Below are 18,253 nucleotides of genomic sequence, written 5' to 3'. Positions count from 1 at the left end.
TTGAATGGTTTAAACTGGTTAAATTCAAGGGTGTATTTGTCATGCCTTTGATTTGTCTACCGTCACCCTTGTGACCTTAACTGAAACCATTCAAGTGTTTGTCAAGGGCAAATGCGGCTCCGATTGGTATAGTCAGTGGGCCTTCACCACCTTTAATTTTTAGTTTTCATAAAAAATTTGACAGTTCCTTTCTACCCCGAGTATACCTTATAGATTAAAATTTGAAAAGAAATCTCTAACCTGTCTATACAGGCATCGTCTTCATTTTACAATCTAAGTACAAATAAACGAAAATAGTATAACTTCATTAAAGCCATACTATTTTCGTTTGTTAATATTTTTCTAATTGACAGAAAATCGACTCTTAAACATGATCGTTCTAATACAGTTCTAAATCAGTTACCATTAATAAATCAGATAGCGGTACTGATCCAGATACTTTTGAGCCGATTGTTTCCAGCTGTTATCTGTTTCCATTGCTCTGACCTGCAATGTATTAAAACTGTCAGGTCTATCATAATAAACAGTCAGGGCACGGTCGATCGTGCTCAACATCGTCAGGACATCAAAATCATGGAAACTGAACCCTGTTCCTTCATCTGTCCACTCATTATGTGGCTGAATCGTATCCACCAGTCCTCCGGTTTCATGGACGATCGGCAAGGTACCGTATCGAAGTGAGTTTAGCTGAGATAGTCCGCATGGCTCAAACAGTGATGGCATCAGGAACAGATCTGATCCTGCGTAGATCCACTGGGCCAGTTCACTGTCGAAATCGATAATAGCGCTGAACTTGTCCGGGTAGGTTTCAGCATAGTATCTGAACGCATCCTCAAAATACGGCTTGCCCGTTCCGACCAACACCATCTGTATATGGCGGTGCTTCATCAGTTCTTCCATGGCATCGACGATCAGCTCCACGCCTTTCTGTTCATCCAGACGAGTAACGATTCCCACTAAAGCAACTTCTTTATCTTCCGGAAGACCCACTCTTTTCTGTAGAGCAAGCTTGCTTTTTACTTTTCCAGACAAATTGTCTTTTGAAAATGTGGCTGGTATGACTGAATCTGTCTGGGGATCATAGGTATCATAGTCGATGCCATTAACGATTCCGACAAGCTTGTGCTGAATGTTTCTCAAATCCCCATCCAGCCCGTAACCGAACTCGGGTGTCTGAATTTCATTCGCATATGTCGGACTTACTGTGGTCACCAGATCTGCGTAGTAGATGCCGCCTTTCAGCCAGCACACATTGTCACCGTACTTCAGTCCTCTCTCGTGAAAAGCAGCATATCCAATATCAAAATGATCGGACAGTACATACTGATCATAGACACCCTGAAACAGAATATTATGAATCGTCAGGACAGTTTTTATATCTTTTAATGTATTGATCCAGCTATACTTATCTTTAAGCAGCACAGGCATCATCGCAGTCTGCCAGTCATTCACATGAAGGATATCCGGAATGAAGCCTATCTGTTCGAGCATTTCAATGGCCGCCTGCTGGAAAAATGCAAACCGTTCACTATCGTCTCCATAGTCATACAGATTTTCCCTGTCAAAATAAAAGAGATTATCTATAAAGTAGTAGGTCACCTTATCTCTGACCAGCTGCTTGATGCCACAATGCTGGTTTCTCCACCCTACCTTGACGATAAATGAGCAGATATCTTCCAGTTCCTCATTAGTCTCATCATCCAGTTTCTGAACGAAATAAGGAAGAACGACGCGGACATCGTTCCCTTCTTTCGCCAGTTCCTTTGGAAGAGAGCCCATGACGTCTCCTAGTCCGCCAGTTTTAAAGAAAGGGGCACACTCTGAAGCAGCAAATAGCAGTTTCATTGTCTTACTCACTCCTCCTTGACCTCTCCTTCTGCATAAATCACGCCGTCTTTGGCGATAACTATAGGATTCTCGGCTGTCCCTTCCAGGCGGACGCCTTTTTTCACATAAACATGCTTATCCAGAATGACGTGTTTTAAGTAGGCCCCTTCTTCAATACAGGAATCCTGCATGATTATTGAGTCTTCAATATGTGCATTTTCAGCTATCTTCACTTTACGGAAAATCAGCGAATCCTTAACTGTACCATAGACTTCGCAGTCATTAGCAAACTGTGCATTTTCTATCATTGCAGTTTGTCCATAATAAGTTGGTGCCGAATTCTTAGACCGTGTTCTGACTGGGTCAGCACGATAGAACAGTGAATTGAAGTTGTCCTCATCCAGCATGTCCATATTGGCATCATAATAGCTCTTGATGTCTTCAATGACTTTAAGGTACCCCGTGTATTCATAGCCGTAGACAGAACAGCCTGATTCAAGACTGAACTTGATAAAATTGTTAACGTTTATATCCATATCAGCCTGTTTCGCTCTGTACAGATAATCGAGGAAGGTTTTCTTGCTTAAAATCATCGTTTCCATGTTCAGATTAAAGCGCTCTTCCTGAACATCGGATATAGCTGTAACGCCACTGATATTGCAGTCTTCTTCATCGCCTAGATCAAGTGCAGAATAGACTGTGTCACTGCTCAGTTCGTCTCTGTTCACTTTCTTATAGACAACTGTGACCTGGCTGTCCTTATCTTCATGGAAATGAATGAGCGATTCAATCTGAATATTCGAAAGGAATGCTGAACCCATCATAACGACATAGTCTGCTCTGGCACGAGTGACGTAATTATAGTGATCTTCATAATAGAAGCGGTCGTGTTTTGATTCCGTGCTTTGGTCAGCTTTCAGTTTTACTTGAAAATGTGTAAATACTCCCCCACCGGCTAGAGAATCCAGTCCCCATGTCGATCCGGAACGCATATGATCATATAAGGAGTGGCCTGATCCTGATATAAACAGAGCAGCAGATTCTGCTTCGGCATTATATAAGCTGGAAAACGGAAAATCGACTAAGCGGTACCGGCATGCGAAAGGCAGTGAGGCAACCGGTCTTCTATTAGTCAGTGGTTTCAGCTTATCTTCATACTCTACTAAATTCAGTATAGGTGCGATTCTATTTCTCATCGGAATACCCTCCTATTTCTTCTCCGTATCCAGCAACGGCAATGTCGTCTTCAGTCCCGATTAGCTCGGCATCATCAAATATATGTGCGCCTTCACCAACAATCGCTTTTTCGATTCTGACATTCTCTCCAATCACTGCATTCGGCATGATAAAAGAATCAGTGATAACTGAGTTTTTTCCAACCTTAACATTATGCGACAGAATGGAATGATTGATTTCGCCTGCCACATAGCACCCGTCAGTGATCATGGAATCCTTGACTTTTGCGGAGGATGTCAGAAACTGTGGTGTCGTATTCGGACTCTTGGAGTAGACTCTCCAGTCACGATTTCTGATATTAAGGTCGTGTTCAGGGTCCAGGAACTCCATATTGGCGCCCCACAAGCTTTCAAGTGTCCCGACATCTTTCCAGTATCCTTCAAACGAGTAAGCATAGATGGCTTCACTGTTTCTAAGATACGCCGGAATCACGTGGTGCCCGAAATCTTCCATCTGTCTATTTTTAGACTGATTATCAACAAGGTACTGTTTCAGACGTGGCCAGCTGAAGATGTAGATCCCCATAGATGCCAGGTTTGATTTTGGATTATCCGGTTTCTCCTGGAATTCGATGATTCGATCTGTTCGGTCTGTAGCCATAACACCGAATCGTGAGGCATCTTCCCAAGGTACAGGCATGACCCCTACTGTAAGAGATGCAGCCTGCTGCCTGTGGTAATCGAGCATTTTCTCATAGTCCATCTTATAGATGTGGTCTCCTGATAGGATTACAACATAATCGGGATTTTTCTGATCGATAAAGTCCATATTCTGAAAGACAGCATGTGCTGTTCCTTTAAAGAATTTCTCTCCATCGACGCTTGAATAAGGCTGAAGGATGGTAGCTCCTCCGTTATGTCTGTTAAGACCCCAGCTCGATCCATTTCCTACATGATCATTCAGGACAAGCGGCTGGTACTGCGTCACCACTCCTACATCATTGATCCCTGAGTTTACACAGTTTGATAAGGCAAAGTCGATGATGCGGTAGTTTCCGCCGAAAGGTACAGCGGGCTTGGCGATCTGCTTGGTCAGTTTACCTAGGCGCGATCCCTGTCCACCAGCTAAGATCATTGCAACTGTTTCAGTTTTCATATTGTTCGGAAGTGTCAGAAGACCTTCCTTCCCTCCTTAAGGTAATCTAATTGTGTACTTATTTAGTTATTTTATTTACCCCATATACTCTCTTAGGTTTGAAAACGACAATACTTAATGCAGGGAGGATAACTTCCAGTGCGTGTGGTTGTCCATGCACTTCAGCCTCCAGTGTACGCTTGACCCCTTGAGGCTCTGTCCATGTGCCGCCTAAGTCTGCCCATTCTGTATTCCATACTTCTTCATATTGTCCTTTATAAGGAACCCCTATACGGACATTCTGTCTTTCCACTGGAACAAAATTACACATGATAATAAGAAAGTCTCTTGGATTTTTACCTTGCCGGATGAAATAAAGCACAGATTCCGCTTTATTATCGGCATCAAGTATCTGGATGCCTTCAGAAGAATGATCAAGTTCCCACAATGCCCGGTGTTCCTGATAGAACGCGTTCAGTTGTCTGGTGAACTCTAAATGGCGGGCATTCATATCATCATTCAGGCTGTCCCATTCCAATCCCTGATCAAACCTCCACTCGAGGAACTGTCCGAACTCCGCTCCCATGAACTGCAGCTTTTTACCCGGATGAACTATGCGATATGTCTCGATCGTTCTCAACCCGGCAAACTGATTGTAACGGTCTCCGTGCATCTTATGCATCATAGATTTTTTCCCGTGTACCACTTCGTCGTGAGAAAAAGGAAGGATGAAGTTTTCATTAAAGGTGTACATAAAAGAGAATGTAATCAGATTAAAGTGGTCTTTTCTGTGTATTGGATCCATTTCAAAGAACTTGAGGGTGTCATTCATCCACCCCATATTCCATTTATAGTTAAACCCCAGTCCGCCTTCGTGAACCGGATGAGTAACTTTGTTCCAGGCTGTACTTTCTTCAGCCATCATCAGCACATCCGGATGACGTTCAAAGACTTTTTTGTTGAGGAGTTGAAGGAATTCGACACCTTCTTTGTTTACATTGGTCCCTTCATCGTTAGGTATCCAATCACCCAAGTCATAGTCCAGATAAAGCATATTGCTGACTGCATCCACTCTCAGCCCATCCAGATGGAACTGTTCGATCCAGAAAAGCGCATTGGAAATGAGAAAGCTTCTGACCTGACTTTTTCCGATATCAAAATTAAGCGTCCCCCATCTGTTATTGTCTGCACGATTCTGATCAGCATACTCAAATTGAGGTGTGCCGTCATAATAGGCCATGCCATAAGCATTGCGGTTAAAGTGTCCAGGTACCCAGTCCATCAGCACACCGAGGTTTGCCTGATGAGCTGCTTCAACGAAATCCTGAAACTCTTCCATCGTTCCGAATTTCGAAGAGAGACCAAAAAAGCCAGTAGCCTGATAACCCCAGCTTGCATCAAGAGGATGTTCCATTAATGGCATAAATTCTATATGTGTATAACCCATTTCCTTAACGTATGGAATGAGTTCATCCTGAAGTTCTCTTATCGTATACCACGATCCATCTTCATGATGTTTCCATGAACTCAGATGTACTTCGTATATGTTAAGAGGTCGACTGTAAATCTCTCGACGTCTACGATTAGCAAGCCATAATCCGTCTTTCCACTGTCTGTCCGGAAGTCCTTTTACCACAGAAGCATCTTTGGGTCTAACTTCAAAAGCCAGGGCATACGGGTCGATTTTGTAGACCGTCGTGCCGTCAGCCTGAACAATTTTGTACTTGTAATGATGTCCTTCTTGTGCTTTTGGCATATCAAGAGAGAAAACGCCCGTTTCTCCTATTTTTTCCATCTCATCCAGTTCTGCCCAGTCATTGAAATCTCCAACAAGATAAACGTTTTGAGCATTCGGAGCCCATACATTGAAGCGGAAGCCTTCAGCCTGGGCACTACAGCCCATCGTCAGATAGCTGTCAAAAAGTGTACCCTCGTTAAAGAGATAAAAAGTATCCGTCAGTTCTTTATGTGCTTCAGCTCTATTTCCTTGTTCCCCCATAAGACATCCCCCTTTTTCGTTATACTAGTCTACTTGTCTCTAACTTTTCTTTAATCATTTTAATGCAGACTATCTTTAGTACCATTGTAACCTAGTATAGTCGCATTGCCAAGTTTTTCCTCTTATACTTTTTCTCATTTTGGATTATATATAATTAGTCAGATACGCCCTCCGACCGATGACATAAGAATGTTAAAATGGTATGATGAACTTGCAAACAGGTAACCTCGATTCACTAAGGAAGGAGGCAATTCATTATGGAAGGAATTCTTTTAGGACTTGGCTTCATTGGTGTTACATTAGCTATCCTCACCCCTTTTATTAAAAGTGGGATGGGATTGACTCTAGTCAGTTTAGCTGTCTATTTCTGGTTCATCGGTATTGAAACCTGGTTACCCGTAATATTGTTCACTGCCGGTTTACTTCTGATCGTTTTTGAAATATTCGTACCGGAATTTGGATTAGCAGGTATAGTTGGTATTATACTGCTCATATCAGGACTTTATCTCACGATTGGTGATATTGGACAAACAGTCCGGGATCTCAGTCTTTCAGTCGTTATCACATCAGGTGTGGTCTTCTATCTGATAAAGAACGGATACTCACTGACCAATGTAAACAAATTGATCCTGCAGACAAACGTAGCTGAACGATCTGCTGATAACGATTCAGATGCAGACAAACAATCTATTACTGAAAGGCTTGAAGGAGAAGCACAAACTCCTCTTCGACCATCAGGAAAAGTGACGTTTCAGGACGACCCACATTCATATGACGTATTAAGTGTGGATGGGTATATTTCCAAAGGCACCAAAGTCATTGTAGAAAAAGTAAAAGGCACAAAAATTACTGTCAGAAAAAAATAGAATAGGAGAATATATATGGATGTATTAGGTAATGGATTTGTAGGTATCATTATAACCGCCGTCATCATACTGATTTTCATCAGTATCTTCCTTCGTTTCGTACCCGTGGGACTTTGGGTGACCGCTTATTTCTCAGGAGTAAAAGTGGGGATTGGCACATTAGTAGGTATGCGTCTGCGTCAGGTCAGTCCACATGCAATCATCCGTCCTCTGATTAAGGCAACTAAAGCCGGGCTGTCCCTAAGCACGAATGAACTGGAAGCCCACTTTCTAGCAGGAGGAAACGTGAATGGCGTCATCGACGCTTTGATCGCCTCTCACAGAGCTGAAATCGAGCTGGAGTTTGAGAAAGCAGCGGCAATCGACTTGGCCGGACGTAATGTATTCGAAGCTGTCCAAGTATCTGTTAACCCTAAAGTTATTGTTACACCCGATATCTCAGCCGTTGCTAAAGACGGAATCGAAATCGTTGCAAAAGCTAAAGTAACTGTTCGAGCTAACATCGAACGACTAGTCGGTGGTGCTGGAGAAGATACGATTATTGCCCGTGTAGGTGAAGGGGTCGTAACTACCGTCGGTTCTGCTGACAAACACTCTGATGTACTGGAAAATCCGGATATGATCTCTAAAACTGTATTAAGCAAAGGCCTGGACTCTGGTACAGCTTTTGAAATCCTGTCCATAGACATTGCCGACGTTGATGTCGGACGTAATATCGGAGCTAAACTTCAGACTGAACAAGCTGAAGCCGATAAGAACATTGCTCAGGCTAAAGCTGAAGAACGTCGCTCAATGGCGATCGCTCAGGAACAGGAAATGCGTGCTGAAACTCAGAAAATGCGTGCCAAAGTGGTTGAATCTGAAGCTGAAGTACCATTGGCCATGGCTGAAGCACTAAGAAGCGGCAACTTAGGTGTCATGGATTACTATAAAATGAAAAACATCAATGCCGATACAGATATGAGATCAGCCATTTCTGACCAGTCAACTGAAGAAGAAGAGTGATATAAATGGAATTCTTAATCGTATGGATCGTTCAGCTTTTTATATTTTTTGTGATTGTTTCTGGTTTAGCTTCTCTGTTTTCAAAAACTGCTAAAAAAACCGCTCAGAATCCTGAAGCCAGAGAAAGCAGCGATAAAATAGAAGCTTCAAAACGAAACTCTCCGAACGAGAAGCGACAGAACAGCCGATCGGGTCGTGTCCAAAGAGAACGACGTCCGGATCGCGAACGCTACGATCGGAGAAAGAACAGTGAGCCGATTATCAAAGATGTCGTCTCATTAAGTTCTTCGAAAAATCGAAAAAAACGCCCACGTTCAGCTACTGATTTTGACAAGCGCCAGCTGAAACAGGCAATTATATATAAAGAAATACTAGATAAACCTCTTTCTCTAAGAGAAATCGACTAAAAAAAGTGACACATGCCCCTCCTGACTGACAGGAGAACGACATGTGTCACTTTTCATTTTCTTCTTCAACAGATCCTTCTCTGACGAAGAATGATCGCTTAATTTCAATAAACTCCTCAATATTATTTAAAAGCATGAACAGATAGGCTCGATTTTCAAATTCAGCTCTACTTTTCGGCAGACCTGACTGTCTGAACGTTCTGTAAAGATCAGTAATGTTTTCCAGCAGACTCTGCCCTGTGTTCTTTTCGTTCAGCTGTTCTGACGTACTATTGAACAATTCAGCCAGTATCCTTGCCTCCTCAGATCCCAATCCGCTGTTCTGGAGTGAATGCAGCATCTTTCTAATCGATGACAGCTGCTGCCCGCGCATCTGAACATATTTCAAACTATAATCATTCTTATGAAACAGTTGATTATCGTAGTCCTTTAATGCCTGAGCTTTTGCTTCACTGATCAGATCCTCAGCTTCCCTAACCTGGTCGGTAAGTTTGACTGTCAGATCCTTTCCTGATAAACGATCAGAAATCCCCTTCAGTATCAGTCTGATGCCCTCATCAACCTGACGCTTGCTTTCAGCCAGTTCACTTTTATGAGATGGCATCCATAAATTTAGCAGCAAGGCACTGGTTGCGCCGATTGTCATGAGTAGAAAGCCATTAAGCTGCCAGCTCCAGGCGATGCTTCCAGCTCCAATAAAATGAGTGACCAGAACTGAGCATGGGGCAATTCCCGATTGTAGATCAAAACGGTATGCTAAAGGTATATATATAATTAGATAGAGTCCAAAAGCTGTAACGGAAAACCCGGCCAGGTAGAATACGACTGAAGCTATCAAAAACGCGGTCACAGTTGAAGCGACCCTCTTGAAGGCAGTAATAAAAGACGCCCTTTTAGTATCAAGAAGACTCAGAATTGCTATGATCCCTGCAGCCAGTGTATGATCAAGTTGAAGAAAATCTGCTGTATAGATCGCTAGCAGCGTAGCCAGAACCATTTTTACTGTACGATGTGTGATGGACATTCAGATTCCCTCCCCTGGCTTCAGCTACAATGTTCCTGATCGAATGATGGATATGAGCAGCCACATCCCCATAACTCCGGCACCTATAAAAATCGCAATCGCAAAGAAGGATACGCCTGCGCCTTCCGAAAGGACAAATATCACGGAAGAAGCAATAATCAGAGCAGCAATGATTAAAGCAAAGACCAGACGATTGACCATCTTGTTAACTTCTATCCACTTATCCTCGAAATGAACCAGATCGATATGGACCATCAATCTGCCATTGTTGACAGTATCCAGTACTCGCTTGAATGTAGAAGGTAGCTTGAATGAATCCATAGCCAGTTGATAGACACCAATTTTAAGTTTTTCCTTCGACAGTTTGTCAATCAGACTGATGTCATTGCTGGCCTTGATGTAGGTTGAAGCAATTTCCATAATATTAATATCTGGGTGCAAGTCAGAGACTACGCCTTCAAGAATAGTCAGAGACTTTGCCAGTAAAATAAAGTCATTAGGCATAACCATTTTATATTTATGCGTCACGTGCAGCACGTCTGAGAAAAATGTGCTTAGATCAATTTGCCCAAAACTTCTGGTAATATAGGACTGGTAAAAATCATGAAGATCTTCACTGAAATCAAACCGGTTGACCTTATCTTTAGTGATAGCCATCTGGAGAAGCAGATTCATAAGCTGATCCAAGTCTTCGAAGACAATTGCTCTCATAATGCTGATGAGATCATCTTTCACGCTATCGGAAAGTTCCCCGACGATTCCAAAATCAATGAACACGATTTTCTTTTCCTTGATTACCATGTTACCTGGATGCGGGTCACCGTGAAAAAAACCATCCTTAAAGATCTGTGACAGAAATGAATAGACTAGTTTTTCTGCAATATCCTTCTTTTCATACCCTTCTTCCCGGATTTCTTCCTGGTTCAGACCTCTTATTCCTTTGATATATTCTTCAACTAATACGCGCTTAGAGGTGTAAGTCAGAACCGGTTTGGGTGCGGTAACTGCATCCAGTTCTTTGTTCAATCTGCGGAACTTGATGAGGGCCTGTCCTTCATTTCTGAAGTCCAGCTCCCGTTTGGTCGTTTCTTCAATTTCTTTAAACGCCGCCTTGGCATCCACTAGCATTTCCTTGACTGTTTCAGGTGCCATGGATACGATGCGAGAAAACAACTGAATATCGCGAAGCAAATTTTCTTCAATTTCCGGACGCTGAACTTTAATCACGACTTGTTCCCCGGTCAGCAGTTGGGCTCTGTGTACTTGAGCAACGGAGGCACTGGCAAGTGGCGTCTGCTCAACCCACTCAAATACATCTTCAAGTTCCTCTTTAAAATCTTCTTTAAAAATTCGCCTGATGTCTTTATACGGAAAAGGAGGCGCATCATCTCTCAGTTTAGACATTTCCTTAATGTATTCTGGTGGAAGCAGATCCTGCCTCGTAGATATAATCTGACCGATCTTGATAAAACTTGGTCCCAGCTCTTCAAATGCCAGCCTCAAGTTTGCTGCATCCTGTTCTTTATGCTTGGTTCTTACTCGTGTCCGGTAAATATGGCCGAAGCCGTATGATGCCAGTACACTGGCAATTTCTGTCAGTCGTTCACGGTTACTTTTCAAAAGTTGGCCTCCTTTCATAAGGTAGAAAAGGTGCTGACCAGGATATGATCAACACCTTATCATTATACTTCTGTTGATTTATCTGTCAGTTTGCGTTCAAGTTCTTCAACCTTGGCTTCCAGATCTTCAATATCTTTTCTCTGGGCCACATTCATTTCGAGCAATATTGCTTCGAGTGTTTCTTTCTCTTCCATAGAAACCTCTTTATTTTTTCTCTGAATCAATTCTTCTGTCAACTTCTTACCTTCAGCGACGGTCAATTTCCCACGACTGACTAATTTGTCAACTTGTTCTACTGCTTTTTCAAGTGCGATAGCCGTAGATCCGACACCGACCAGCAAAGCTTTTTTGATATCATCCATCATAATAAAGAACCCCTTCCAAATTGATCTTACACTGTCAGTATAACACTCACCTTAAAAATTGTCAGATAAAACCAATGATTTCTGCTGGTATTTCGACTAAGGCAGAGGATTTCCAGCTGCTTTATACACCGTATACCAATCTTCACGGCTTAAAGATATTTCCGATGCAGAGGAATAATTTCTGATTCGTTTTTCATTCATCGTTCCCAGAATGATCTGCATTTTAGCTGGATGTCTTAACAGCCAGGCAATCGCCAGTGCTTCATGATCTGTTTCATATTTATCAGCGAGTAATTTCAAGGTTTCATTGACCTCACCATAATCAGGATGGTTCAAGAATACACCGTCCGGACCGTGAACAGGGGACCATGGCTGTACAGTTATGTCATTCAGCCTGCAGTAATCAAGGATTGCACGATCATGGTCGATCGATCCCTTATGCTTCGTGTTCACCTGAACCCCGGCATCGATCATTCCAGTATGCATGACACTTAATTGGAGCTGATTCGCAATCAAGTCCTGTTTGACATACCTTTTCAGCAGCTCAATCTGATACGGACTGTGGTTGCTCACACCGAACTGTCTCACTTTCCCGGAACTGTGTAAAGTATCGAAAGCCTCAGCCACTTCTTCAGGTTCGACAAGTGCATCCGGTCGGTGAAGCAGCAGGACATCTATATAGTCTGTATCGAGTCTATTAAGGATCCCGTCAACTGAGCTGATTAAATGTTCTTTAGAAAAATCATAATAGCCGGATCGAATTCCCGCCTTCGACTGTAAGATAATATCATCTCGTTTGATTGATGTCAGTTCAAGCGCCTGTGCAAATCGCTTCTCAGACTCTCCTCCGCCGTAAATATCCGCATGATCATAGAAATTGACACCGGATTCAAAAGCAGCATTTATGACGCCAGCCGCTTCCTTACCATTCAGTTTATCCATTCGCATACAGCCCAGCGCCACTTCTGATACCGATAAATCTGATGTGCCTAATTGTATTTTATTCATCGTTTTCCTCCTGTCTATTGTACTATAACCAGTTTACTCTGAGAAGATAAATAATGCGACCATTGTTTGGTACAGAGTATTTAAAATTAAAATTACATTGTGACAAATATATGTGCAATAAGTGTCTAACCTGAATAATTCATACTTTCGCTTTTGACCATCTGTAACTGTCTAACGGTAGTCAAAATTAACTTTTTAATTTTCACCTGTTAAGTGACGCACAAAGAACCTCATTCTGCTATGGTAAAGGTGCCCAAACTAACCAAAAAAAAGTGTTCTCTCCGTGACAAACTTACAAAAAAACAGGAAAAATTCAATTCAAACATCACCTTTGCGCAAACAGGTGGTCACTTATAGAGTGATCCTGGTTTAGTCTTAGTTAAAGAAGTAATGGACAGCTATTTCAAAAAGATACTTAATCGTATTCAAGGCATCTTGTGTATTGCGCACAAATCGTTCCTGCTTTGTGACGACTAACGTGTCCCCGTTTGGATTTCCTGCAGCAATTTTTTGGAATTCCGTCCGATCACTTTTGTCCCAGTTATTTTTTCAAAAAACACTTTGTCCAAGCGTTACTCTTGTAGCTGACGAAGTTGCCCTTCCAAATCTTGGTGGTGGGTGCTTACCCGTGCATAGCCATATTTCATTTTTCCCACCCTTTCCCACTTTGCTTTTGACTATTAGTTATTACATCTTTATAACAAATACTTAGCCGATTAAAATTAGTTTAGTATTTGTTAAAGCAATCTCTGGTAGAAATTCTATTCAAAAACACCTCCCAGAAATGCTAGGGAGGTGTTTTTTGCATTATCAAAATTTATAACGATAAACATTTTAACAAAGGACTCATGGAACATTATAAAAGTTCAACAATCAAATCACTTTAAATAGAGTGAGCATTTAAACCAAAGAATTATCTTAAGTACGCCATATGAAAAGCGAAATGATCTTCCAAAAAAGTAGCAATGAAGAAGTAGCTATGGTCGTATCCTTCTTCCTTTTTGTAATCTACAGCTACATTATTTTCCTGAGCATTTTGCAAAAAATACGTTTCTGTTAATTGTTCTGGATAAAACTCATCCTCAGTTCCTTGCGTAATGAGAATAGGCGGCATCACGGTTCCTTTAACCAGTTCGGAAGCATCCCACTCTTTCCAGGAAGTTTGATTCTCCCCTAAATAAGTAGTGAAGGATTTGATTCCCCAAGGAACTTGACTAGGGCTCAAAATAGGAGAAAAAGCCGAAATCGCTTTGAATCTCTCTTGATTTTTCATACCTATTACCAAAGAGCCATGTCCCCCCATAGAATGCCCCATAATGCTCTCTTTCCCTGAGAAGTTGGGCACTAAAGAGGACGCAATCGCAGTTAACTCCTCTGTGATATAGGTATACATCTTATAATGCTTAGTCCATGGTTCTTGGGTCGCATCCAAATAAAATCCTGCACCTTGACCAAGATCCCAAGACTCATCGTCAGCAACATTTTCTCCGCGTGGTGACGTATCGGGAATCATGACCGCCACTTGATATTTTTCAGCCAATCTTTGGAAACCACTTTTTTGACTAAAATTATCATCTGTACACGTTAAACCCGATAACCACCAAATAAGCGGGATTTTTTCCATTCCTTTATTGGACGGCAAGTAGAGACTAAAAGTCATGTCGCACTGTAACACTTCTGAATAATGGCTGTACTTACGTTGTTCTCCGCCAAAAGAGAGGCGGTTTTCAATAAGTTTAAGATTCACTTCTTCACTCCTCATATGTTAAAATCGTTCGAATCGATTCGCCCCTATGAAGCAAATCAAATGCCTCATTAATATCTGTAAAGTTCAAGTGATGGGTGATATAGGGGTCCAAGTCAATTTTACCCTCCATAAAGTCCTCCACCATTCCTGGTAGTTCCGTTCTACCTTTGACTCCACCAAAGGCTGATCCACGCCATACGCGTCCCGTTACTAATTGGAATGGGCGAGTATGAATCTCTTTCCCTGCACCGGCTACACCGATAATAGTGCTTTCACCCCATCCTTTATGACAACATTCAAGAGCAGCCTTCATAACTTCCACATTCCCAATACACTCGAAGCTATAGTCAACTCCCCCATCCGTCATTTCAATGATGACCTCTTGAATAGGACGATCAAATTTAGCTGGATTCACAAAATCGGTTGCTCCCATTTTTTTAGCTAATTCAAACTTATTTTCATCTAAGTCGACAGCAATAATTCGGCTAGCCTTTGCTTGGACTAATCCTTGAATAACAGCTAAACCGATAGCCCCAAGACCAAATACGGCTGTTACCGCACCTTCTTCCACTTTTGCGGTTTTGTGTACAGCACCTATCCCTGTAGTTACACCGCACCCAAATAAAGCGACTTTGTCAAGAGGTGCTTCTGGGGTAATTTTTGCTAAAGAAATTTCAGGTACGACTGTATATTCGCTAAAGGTACTGGTGCCCATGTAATGATAAATCGGCTCTCCCTTATAAGAGAAACGCGTAGTTCCATCAGGCATTAAACCTTTGCCTTGTGTTTCTCGCACGGCACTACATAAGTTGGTTTTACCAGAAAGACAGAATTTACATTCCCCACATTCAGCCGTATACAGTGGAATAACATGATCCCCTGGTTTTACTGAAGTCACTTCATCCCCTACAGAAACGACAACACCTGCACCTTCATGACCTAGTACAGCCGGAAATACACCTTCTGGATCATCACCTGATAAAGTAAACGCATCAGTATGGCAAACTGAAGTATACAAGATTTTTACTAAGACCTCTTTTGCCTTTGGTTCTTCTACATCGATTTCTACAATTTGAAGCGGTTCTCCTGATTTAAATGCAACAGCAGCTTTACTTTTCAATTGAGTACCTTCTTTCTTTTATTTTCTTATTTCTTTTTCTATAATCTCATATTATAATTCAATTGACAATACTGACGCTTTTGTCACTATAAACAAAATATCACATAGAAAGAGATGGTACTATATGACCATTCATTATAAAGGGAAAAATTTTTTCACTAGTAAGGATTTGGCTTTATCCGTTATAGGTGGACGTTGGAAAATAGCGATTATTTGGTGCTTGCTCCAACAGTCTCCATTAAGGTTGAGTGAAATACAAAGATACCTTCCCGATGTCAATCAACGCATGCTAATTAGACAATTAAGGGAATTAGAAGAAGATCAAATCATTACTAGGGTTGTATACCCCGTTGTACCTCCTAAAGTAGAGTATCAACTAAGTGAAATTGGTTTACACCTAGAACCCGTTGTAACATCTATTTGTGAATGGGGAGATAGTTTTAAAGATTTTTTGAAAGAAAATACTACTGAAACTTCAGTTGAATAGTAACTGTACTAGCTAGGAAGAACCTATTAAAGGAGAAAGTATGAATTATTCAGGTTCTTACATTAAAAATTGTGACAAAAAAATGTCAAATAGTGTTGCATTTTCTTCTATTTACCCTTACAATTGAAATTGTAACAAAACGTTCACATTTTATTCTTTCAACATGTTCTACATAAAATGCACGAGCGAGACTTTTTATAAAGGAGTAGTGACTAATGATTACATTATACGTATCCCCAAGTTGTACATCTTGTCGAAAAGCTAAAGCGTGGTTAGAAGAACAGAATTTAGAATTTAATGAAAAGAATATCTTTCATGAACCGTTGACGAAAGAAGAAATTAAGCAGATACTCAGCCTTACAGAAGAAGGCACCAGCGAACTCATTTCATATCGCTCTCAGGCCTATCAGGCACTGTCTGAAGATATTGACGATCTATCTCTAAATGAATTACTTGACTTATTCGAAAATGAACCAAGTCTGATTAGACGTCCAATTATTATGGATGACCGACGCCTGCAGATTGGGTATAACGAAGAAGAGATTCGATGCTTCCTGCCTCGCAAAGTAAGAGAACTTGAACTGGCAGAAATACATCGTAAACTGGCTGTAGAAGAAACCGCATAAAAAGATGAGTAGGGTGTCCCTCTACTCATCTTTTTTTTCGTCCTCATAGTAATCATCATTGTAGTCTTTTTCAATTTCTTCTTTTTCTCCTTTATTTTCTCCTTCATCTGAAGAGTCACTTTTTATTTCAACTTCTTTTGTCGGTTTATCAGAATCTCCTTCTGCTCTATCTTCCGATTCAACAGTATCTTCTCCAAGCACCTTGCGTCTATATTCTTCTTCACTATACAAAAATACATTATGCATGATTTTAAGTATCGGCCGCATCAGTAGAAAGAAACTGGCAAAAATATACAAATACATTCCCACTGTATCCAGATCTGTGAATGTCTGGACGAGACTCCCAGCAAGGTAGAGAATACCTGTAAACAAGTCATTGCCAAGAGAAATAATCGTGTAGTAGTTTTGGAAGTAAATCCTGAACCTTCCAGCTTTGACTATAACGTCTTCTTCTTTTCCAGGACTCACATCGTGCTCTTTTGTCTCTATTGTAGGCATCTATACTTCCCTCCGACACTGATAATCTCTTACTTCCCCTTACTCTAGCATATATCTTAAGCTTTTATAAGTTATACGCATAGAAAAAGAGACCCCCTCTAAAAGGTGATCTCCTTGCTTTTCTACTGTTTGACACCACCTGCTGTGACGCCTCCGATAATATATCGGGAGAGGAATGTATATAGCAGGATAAGTGGGATGATTGAAAGGGCAATCCCATTTATGACACTTTAATGACTGAACATAACATAATTCGTTACAGACAATTAATAATTACTTTTTAATAAAAAACAAGGGGGGAGTTTGTTTTCTCAAACAAATATCCCCTCGTTTTCGTACATCTAATTTCTTTTTCTTAAAAAGATAACTGATATAACTGCTGTAAGAATGACAGCACATATTGCACCGTATACCAGAACCCCTGATGAAATAGAATCATCCGCACCAACCGTGTCATTTGTTCCTTCAACTAGGAATAATTCAACCATTAATATATTTATTAAACTAACTCAATTAACCGTTTGAAAGAGTACATAGCTAACTTTCTTTTTATTTGCATGATACAAAAAAGCACGGACCAAGGGCCCGTGCTTTTTTGGCAACTTATATTATTTTCATATTATAAGCGAGAAAGAAAAGTTCACATCAATTCTTCCTCCGATACCAACTTCCTGTTGTGATGCTCAAGCATCTGTATCGTGCAGAGTCTCCATAAACTATGGAGTCCTCGACTCATCGCATAATAAGTACTTTATCATATTCTGAAAGGTTACGCAAGCATTTATTCGGGAGTTTAACAGCTGGAATCAATAAAAAGTGACACAAAGTCTGTTATAGCTTTACTTTTTTGTCAAATTTGATAGGCTTATATTGTAGTGCTATGTAGTAATGTGTTATAATAGAGATACATTTAAAAGGAATGAGGATTAGCTATGCGTATTAAAAAGAATAAATCTAAACATTCTACCTCCTATTCTGTTATTGAAAGTTATCGTGATCGAAATGGTCGGTCTACAACTCGTGTTGTAGAATCATTAGGAAACGAAGAAGAGATTCGAAGAAAACATCCTGGCGTTGATCCTAATGAGTGGGCTCACGCCTATGCACAAAAATTAACAGAGGAAAAGAAAAAGAATGCCTCACAGATTATTGCAAAATATAATCCGACTAAACAAATTCCGCTGCATAAAAGACACTCGTATAATATTGGATACCTATTTCTTCAAAAGATTTATCATGAATTGAAGTTTGACAAGCTCTGCCAACAAATCCAAAAGGAAAATCACTTTACTTTTGATTTAAATGAAATATTATCTCGTTTACTTTATATGCGTATTCTTCACC

Annotated in this window: 17 protein-coding genes and 1 pseudogene; 6 read left to right on the top strand and 12 right to left on the bottom strand. The window is 40.9% G+C overall.

Annotated elements, in window-relative coordinates:
* Window positions 1–405: 405 nt before the first annotated feature.
* Genes glgA through glgB form a run of 4 tightly spaced genes read right to left on the bottom strand, consistent with a single transcriptional unit; the run spans window position 406 to window position 6,136 of the window.
* Window positions 406–1,845 carry a glycogen synthase GlgA gene (glgA, locus tag ACYQ2O_RS06015; protein WP_346024247.1) on the bottom strand — a complete coding sequence of 480 codons (1,440 nt, stop codon included), beginning with the start codon at window positions 1,843–1,845 and terminating at the stop codon, window positions 406–408.
* An 8-nt stretch (window positions 1,846–1,853) separates the two neighbouring features.
* Window positions 1,854–3,023: a glucose-1-phosphate adenylyltransferase subunit GlgD gene (gene glgD / locus ACYQ2O_RS06010; protein WP_346024248.1), complete on the bottom strand. Its 1,170-nt coding sequence runs from the start codon at window positions 3,021–3,023 to the stop codon at window positions 1,854–1,856.
* Window positions 3,013–4,158: a glucose-1-phosphate adenylyltransferase gene (locus ACYQ2O_RS06005; protein WP_346024249.1), complete on the bottom strand. Its 1,146-nt coding sequence runs from the start codon at window positions 4,156–4,158 to the stop codon at window positions 3,013–3,015. Before ACYQ2O_RS06005 ends, glgD begins: the two co-directional genes overlap by 11 nt.
* 58 nt (window positions 4,159–4,216) lie before the next feature.
* Window positions 4,217–6,136, bottom strand: a complete 1,920-nt coding sequence (glgB, locus tag ACYQ2O_RS06000) for a 1,4-alpha-glucan branching protein GlgB (protein WP_346024250.1) — start codon at window positions 6,134–6,136, stop codon at window positions 4,217–4,219.
* A 257-nt stretch (window positions 6,137–6,393) separates the two neighbouring features.
* On the opposite strand from glgB, the gene ACYQ2O_RS05995 reads away from it, so the two are divergent.
* The 3 genes from ACYQ2O_RS05995 to ACYQ2O_RS05985 are packed head-to-tail and all read left to right on the top strand — an operon-like array spanning window position 6,394 to window position 8,414.
* Entirely contained in the window at window positions 6,394–7,002 is a 609-nt protein-coding gene (locus ACYQ2O_RS05995; RefSeq protein WP_346024251.1) for an NfeD family protein, read from the top strand.
* A gap of 15 nt (window positions 7,003–7,017) precedes the next feature.
* Complete coding sequence (gene floA, locus ACYQ2O_RS05990) at window positions 7,018–8,007, top strand: flotillin-like protein FloA (protein ID WP_346024252.1); 990 nt, start codon at window positions 7,018–7,020, stop codon at window positions 8,005–8,007.
* 5 nt (window positions 8,008–8,012) lie between these two features.
* Window positions 8,013–8,414, top strand: coding sequence for a hypothetical protein (locus ACYQ2O_RS05985; protein WP_346024253.1), 402 nt, complete (start codon window positions 8,013–8,015; stop codon window positions 8,412–8,414).
* Between the two features lie 46 nt (window positions 8,415–8,460).
* Here ACYQ2O_RS05985 and ACYQ2O_RS05980 read toward each other — a convergent pair whose 3' ends face one another.
* The 7 genes from ACYQ2O_RS05980 to ACYQ2O_RS05950 form a co-directional block, all read right to left on the bottom strand.
* Complete coding sequence (locus tag ACYQ2O_RS05980; RefSeq protein ID WP_346024254.1) at window positions 8,461–9,438, bottom strand: aromatic acid exporter family protein; 978 nt, start codon at window positions 9,436–9,438, stop codon at window positions 8,461–8,463.
* A 24-nt stretch (window positions 9,439–9,462) separates the two neighbouring features.
* Window positions 9,463–11,058, bottom strand: a complete 1,596-nt coding sequence (locus tag ACYQ2O_RS05975) for an ABC1 kinase family protein (protein WP_346024255.1) — start codon at window positions 11,056–11,058, stop codon at window positions 9,463–9,465.
* 62 nt (window positions 11,059–11,120) lie between these two features.
* Window positions 11,121–11,423 carry a phasin family protein gene (locus ACYQ2O_RS05970; RefSeq protein ID WP_346024256.1) on the bottom strand — a complete coding sequence of 101 codons (303 nt, stop codon included), beginning with the start codon at window positions 11,421–11,423 and terminating at the stop codon, window positions 11,121–11,123.
* A 96-nt stretch (window positions 11,424–11,519) separates the two neighbouring features.
* Complete coding sequence (locus tag ACYQ2O_RS05965) at window positions 11,520–12,431, bottom strand: aldo/keto reductase (protein ID WP_346024257.1); 912 nt, start codon at window positions 12,429–12,431, stop codon at window positions 11,520–11,522.
* Window positions 12,432–12,806: 375 nt separating this feature from the next.
* Complete coding sequence (locus ACYQ2O_RS05960) at window positions 12,807–12,938, bottom strand: recombinase family protein (protein ID WP_346024264.1); 132 nt, start codon at window positions 12,936–12,938, stop codon at window positions 12,807–12,809.
* Window positions 12,939–13,344: 406 nt separating this feature from the next.
* Window positions 13,345–14,193, bottom strand: a complete 849-nt coding sequence (fghA, locus tag ACYQ2O_RS05955; RefSeq protein WP_428830597.1) for an S-formylglutathione hydrolase — start codon at window positions 14,191–14,193, stop codon at window positions 13,345–13,347.
* Window positions 14,183–15,298: an S-(hydroxymethyl)glutathione dehydrogenase/class III alcohol dehydrogenase gene (locus ACYQ2O_RS05950; protein WP_346024259.1), complete on the bottom strand. Its 1,116-nt coding sequence runs from the start codon at window positions 15,296–15,298 to the stop codon at window positions 14,183–14,185. Before ACYQ2O_RS05950 ends, fghA begins: the two co-directional genes overlap by 11 nt.
* A gap of 124 nt (window positions 15,299–15,422) precedes the next feature.
* Between ACYQ2O_RS05950 and ACYQ2O_RS05945 the strand changes: the two genes are divergently transcribed.
* On the top strand, window positions 15,423–15,785 hold the full coding sequence (locus ACYQ2O_RS05945) for a winged helix-turn-helix transcriptional regulator (protein ID WP_346024260.1): 363 nt from the start codon (window positions 15,423–15,425) through the stop codon (window positions 15,783–15,785).
* Window positions 15,786–16,000: 215 nt separating this feature from the next.
* Complete coding sequence (spx, locus tag ACYQ2O_RS05940) at window positions 16,001–16,411, top strand: transcriptional regulator Spx (RefSeq protein WP_346024261.1); 411 nt, start codon at window positions 16,001–16,003, stop codon at window positions 16,409–16,411.
* Window positions 16,412–16,432: 21 nt separating this feature from the next.
* Here the strand turns inward: spx and ACYQ2O_RS05935 are convergent, their stop codons facing one another.
* On the bottom strand, window positions 16,433–16,909 hold the full coding sequence (locus tag ACYQ2O_RS05935) for a YrhK family protein (protein WP_346024262.1): 477 nt from the start codon (window positions 16,907–16,909) through the stop codon (window positions 16,433–16,435).
* A gap of 932 nt (window positions 16,910–17,841) precedes the next feature.
* Between ACYQ2O_RS05935 and ACYQ2O_RS05930 the strand changes: the two are divergent.
* Window positions 17,842–18,253 (top strand): annotated as a pseudogene (locus ACYQ2O_RS05930) (IS1634 family transposase); the annotation flags it as partial.

Source organism: Alkalibacterium sp. m-11 (assembly GCF_054658155.1).
This window is presented reverse-complemented; position numbering and strand designations above follow the sequence as displayed.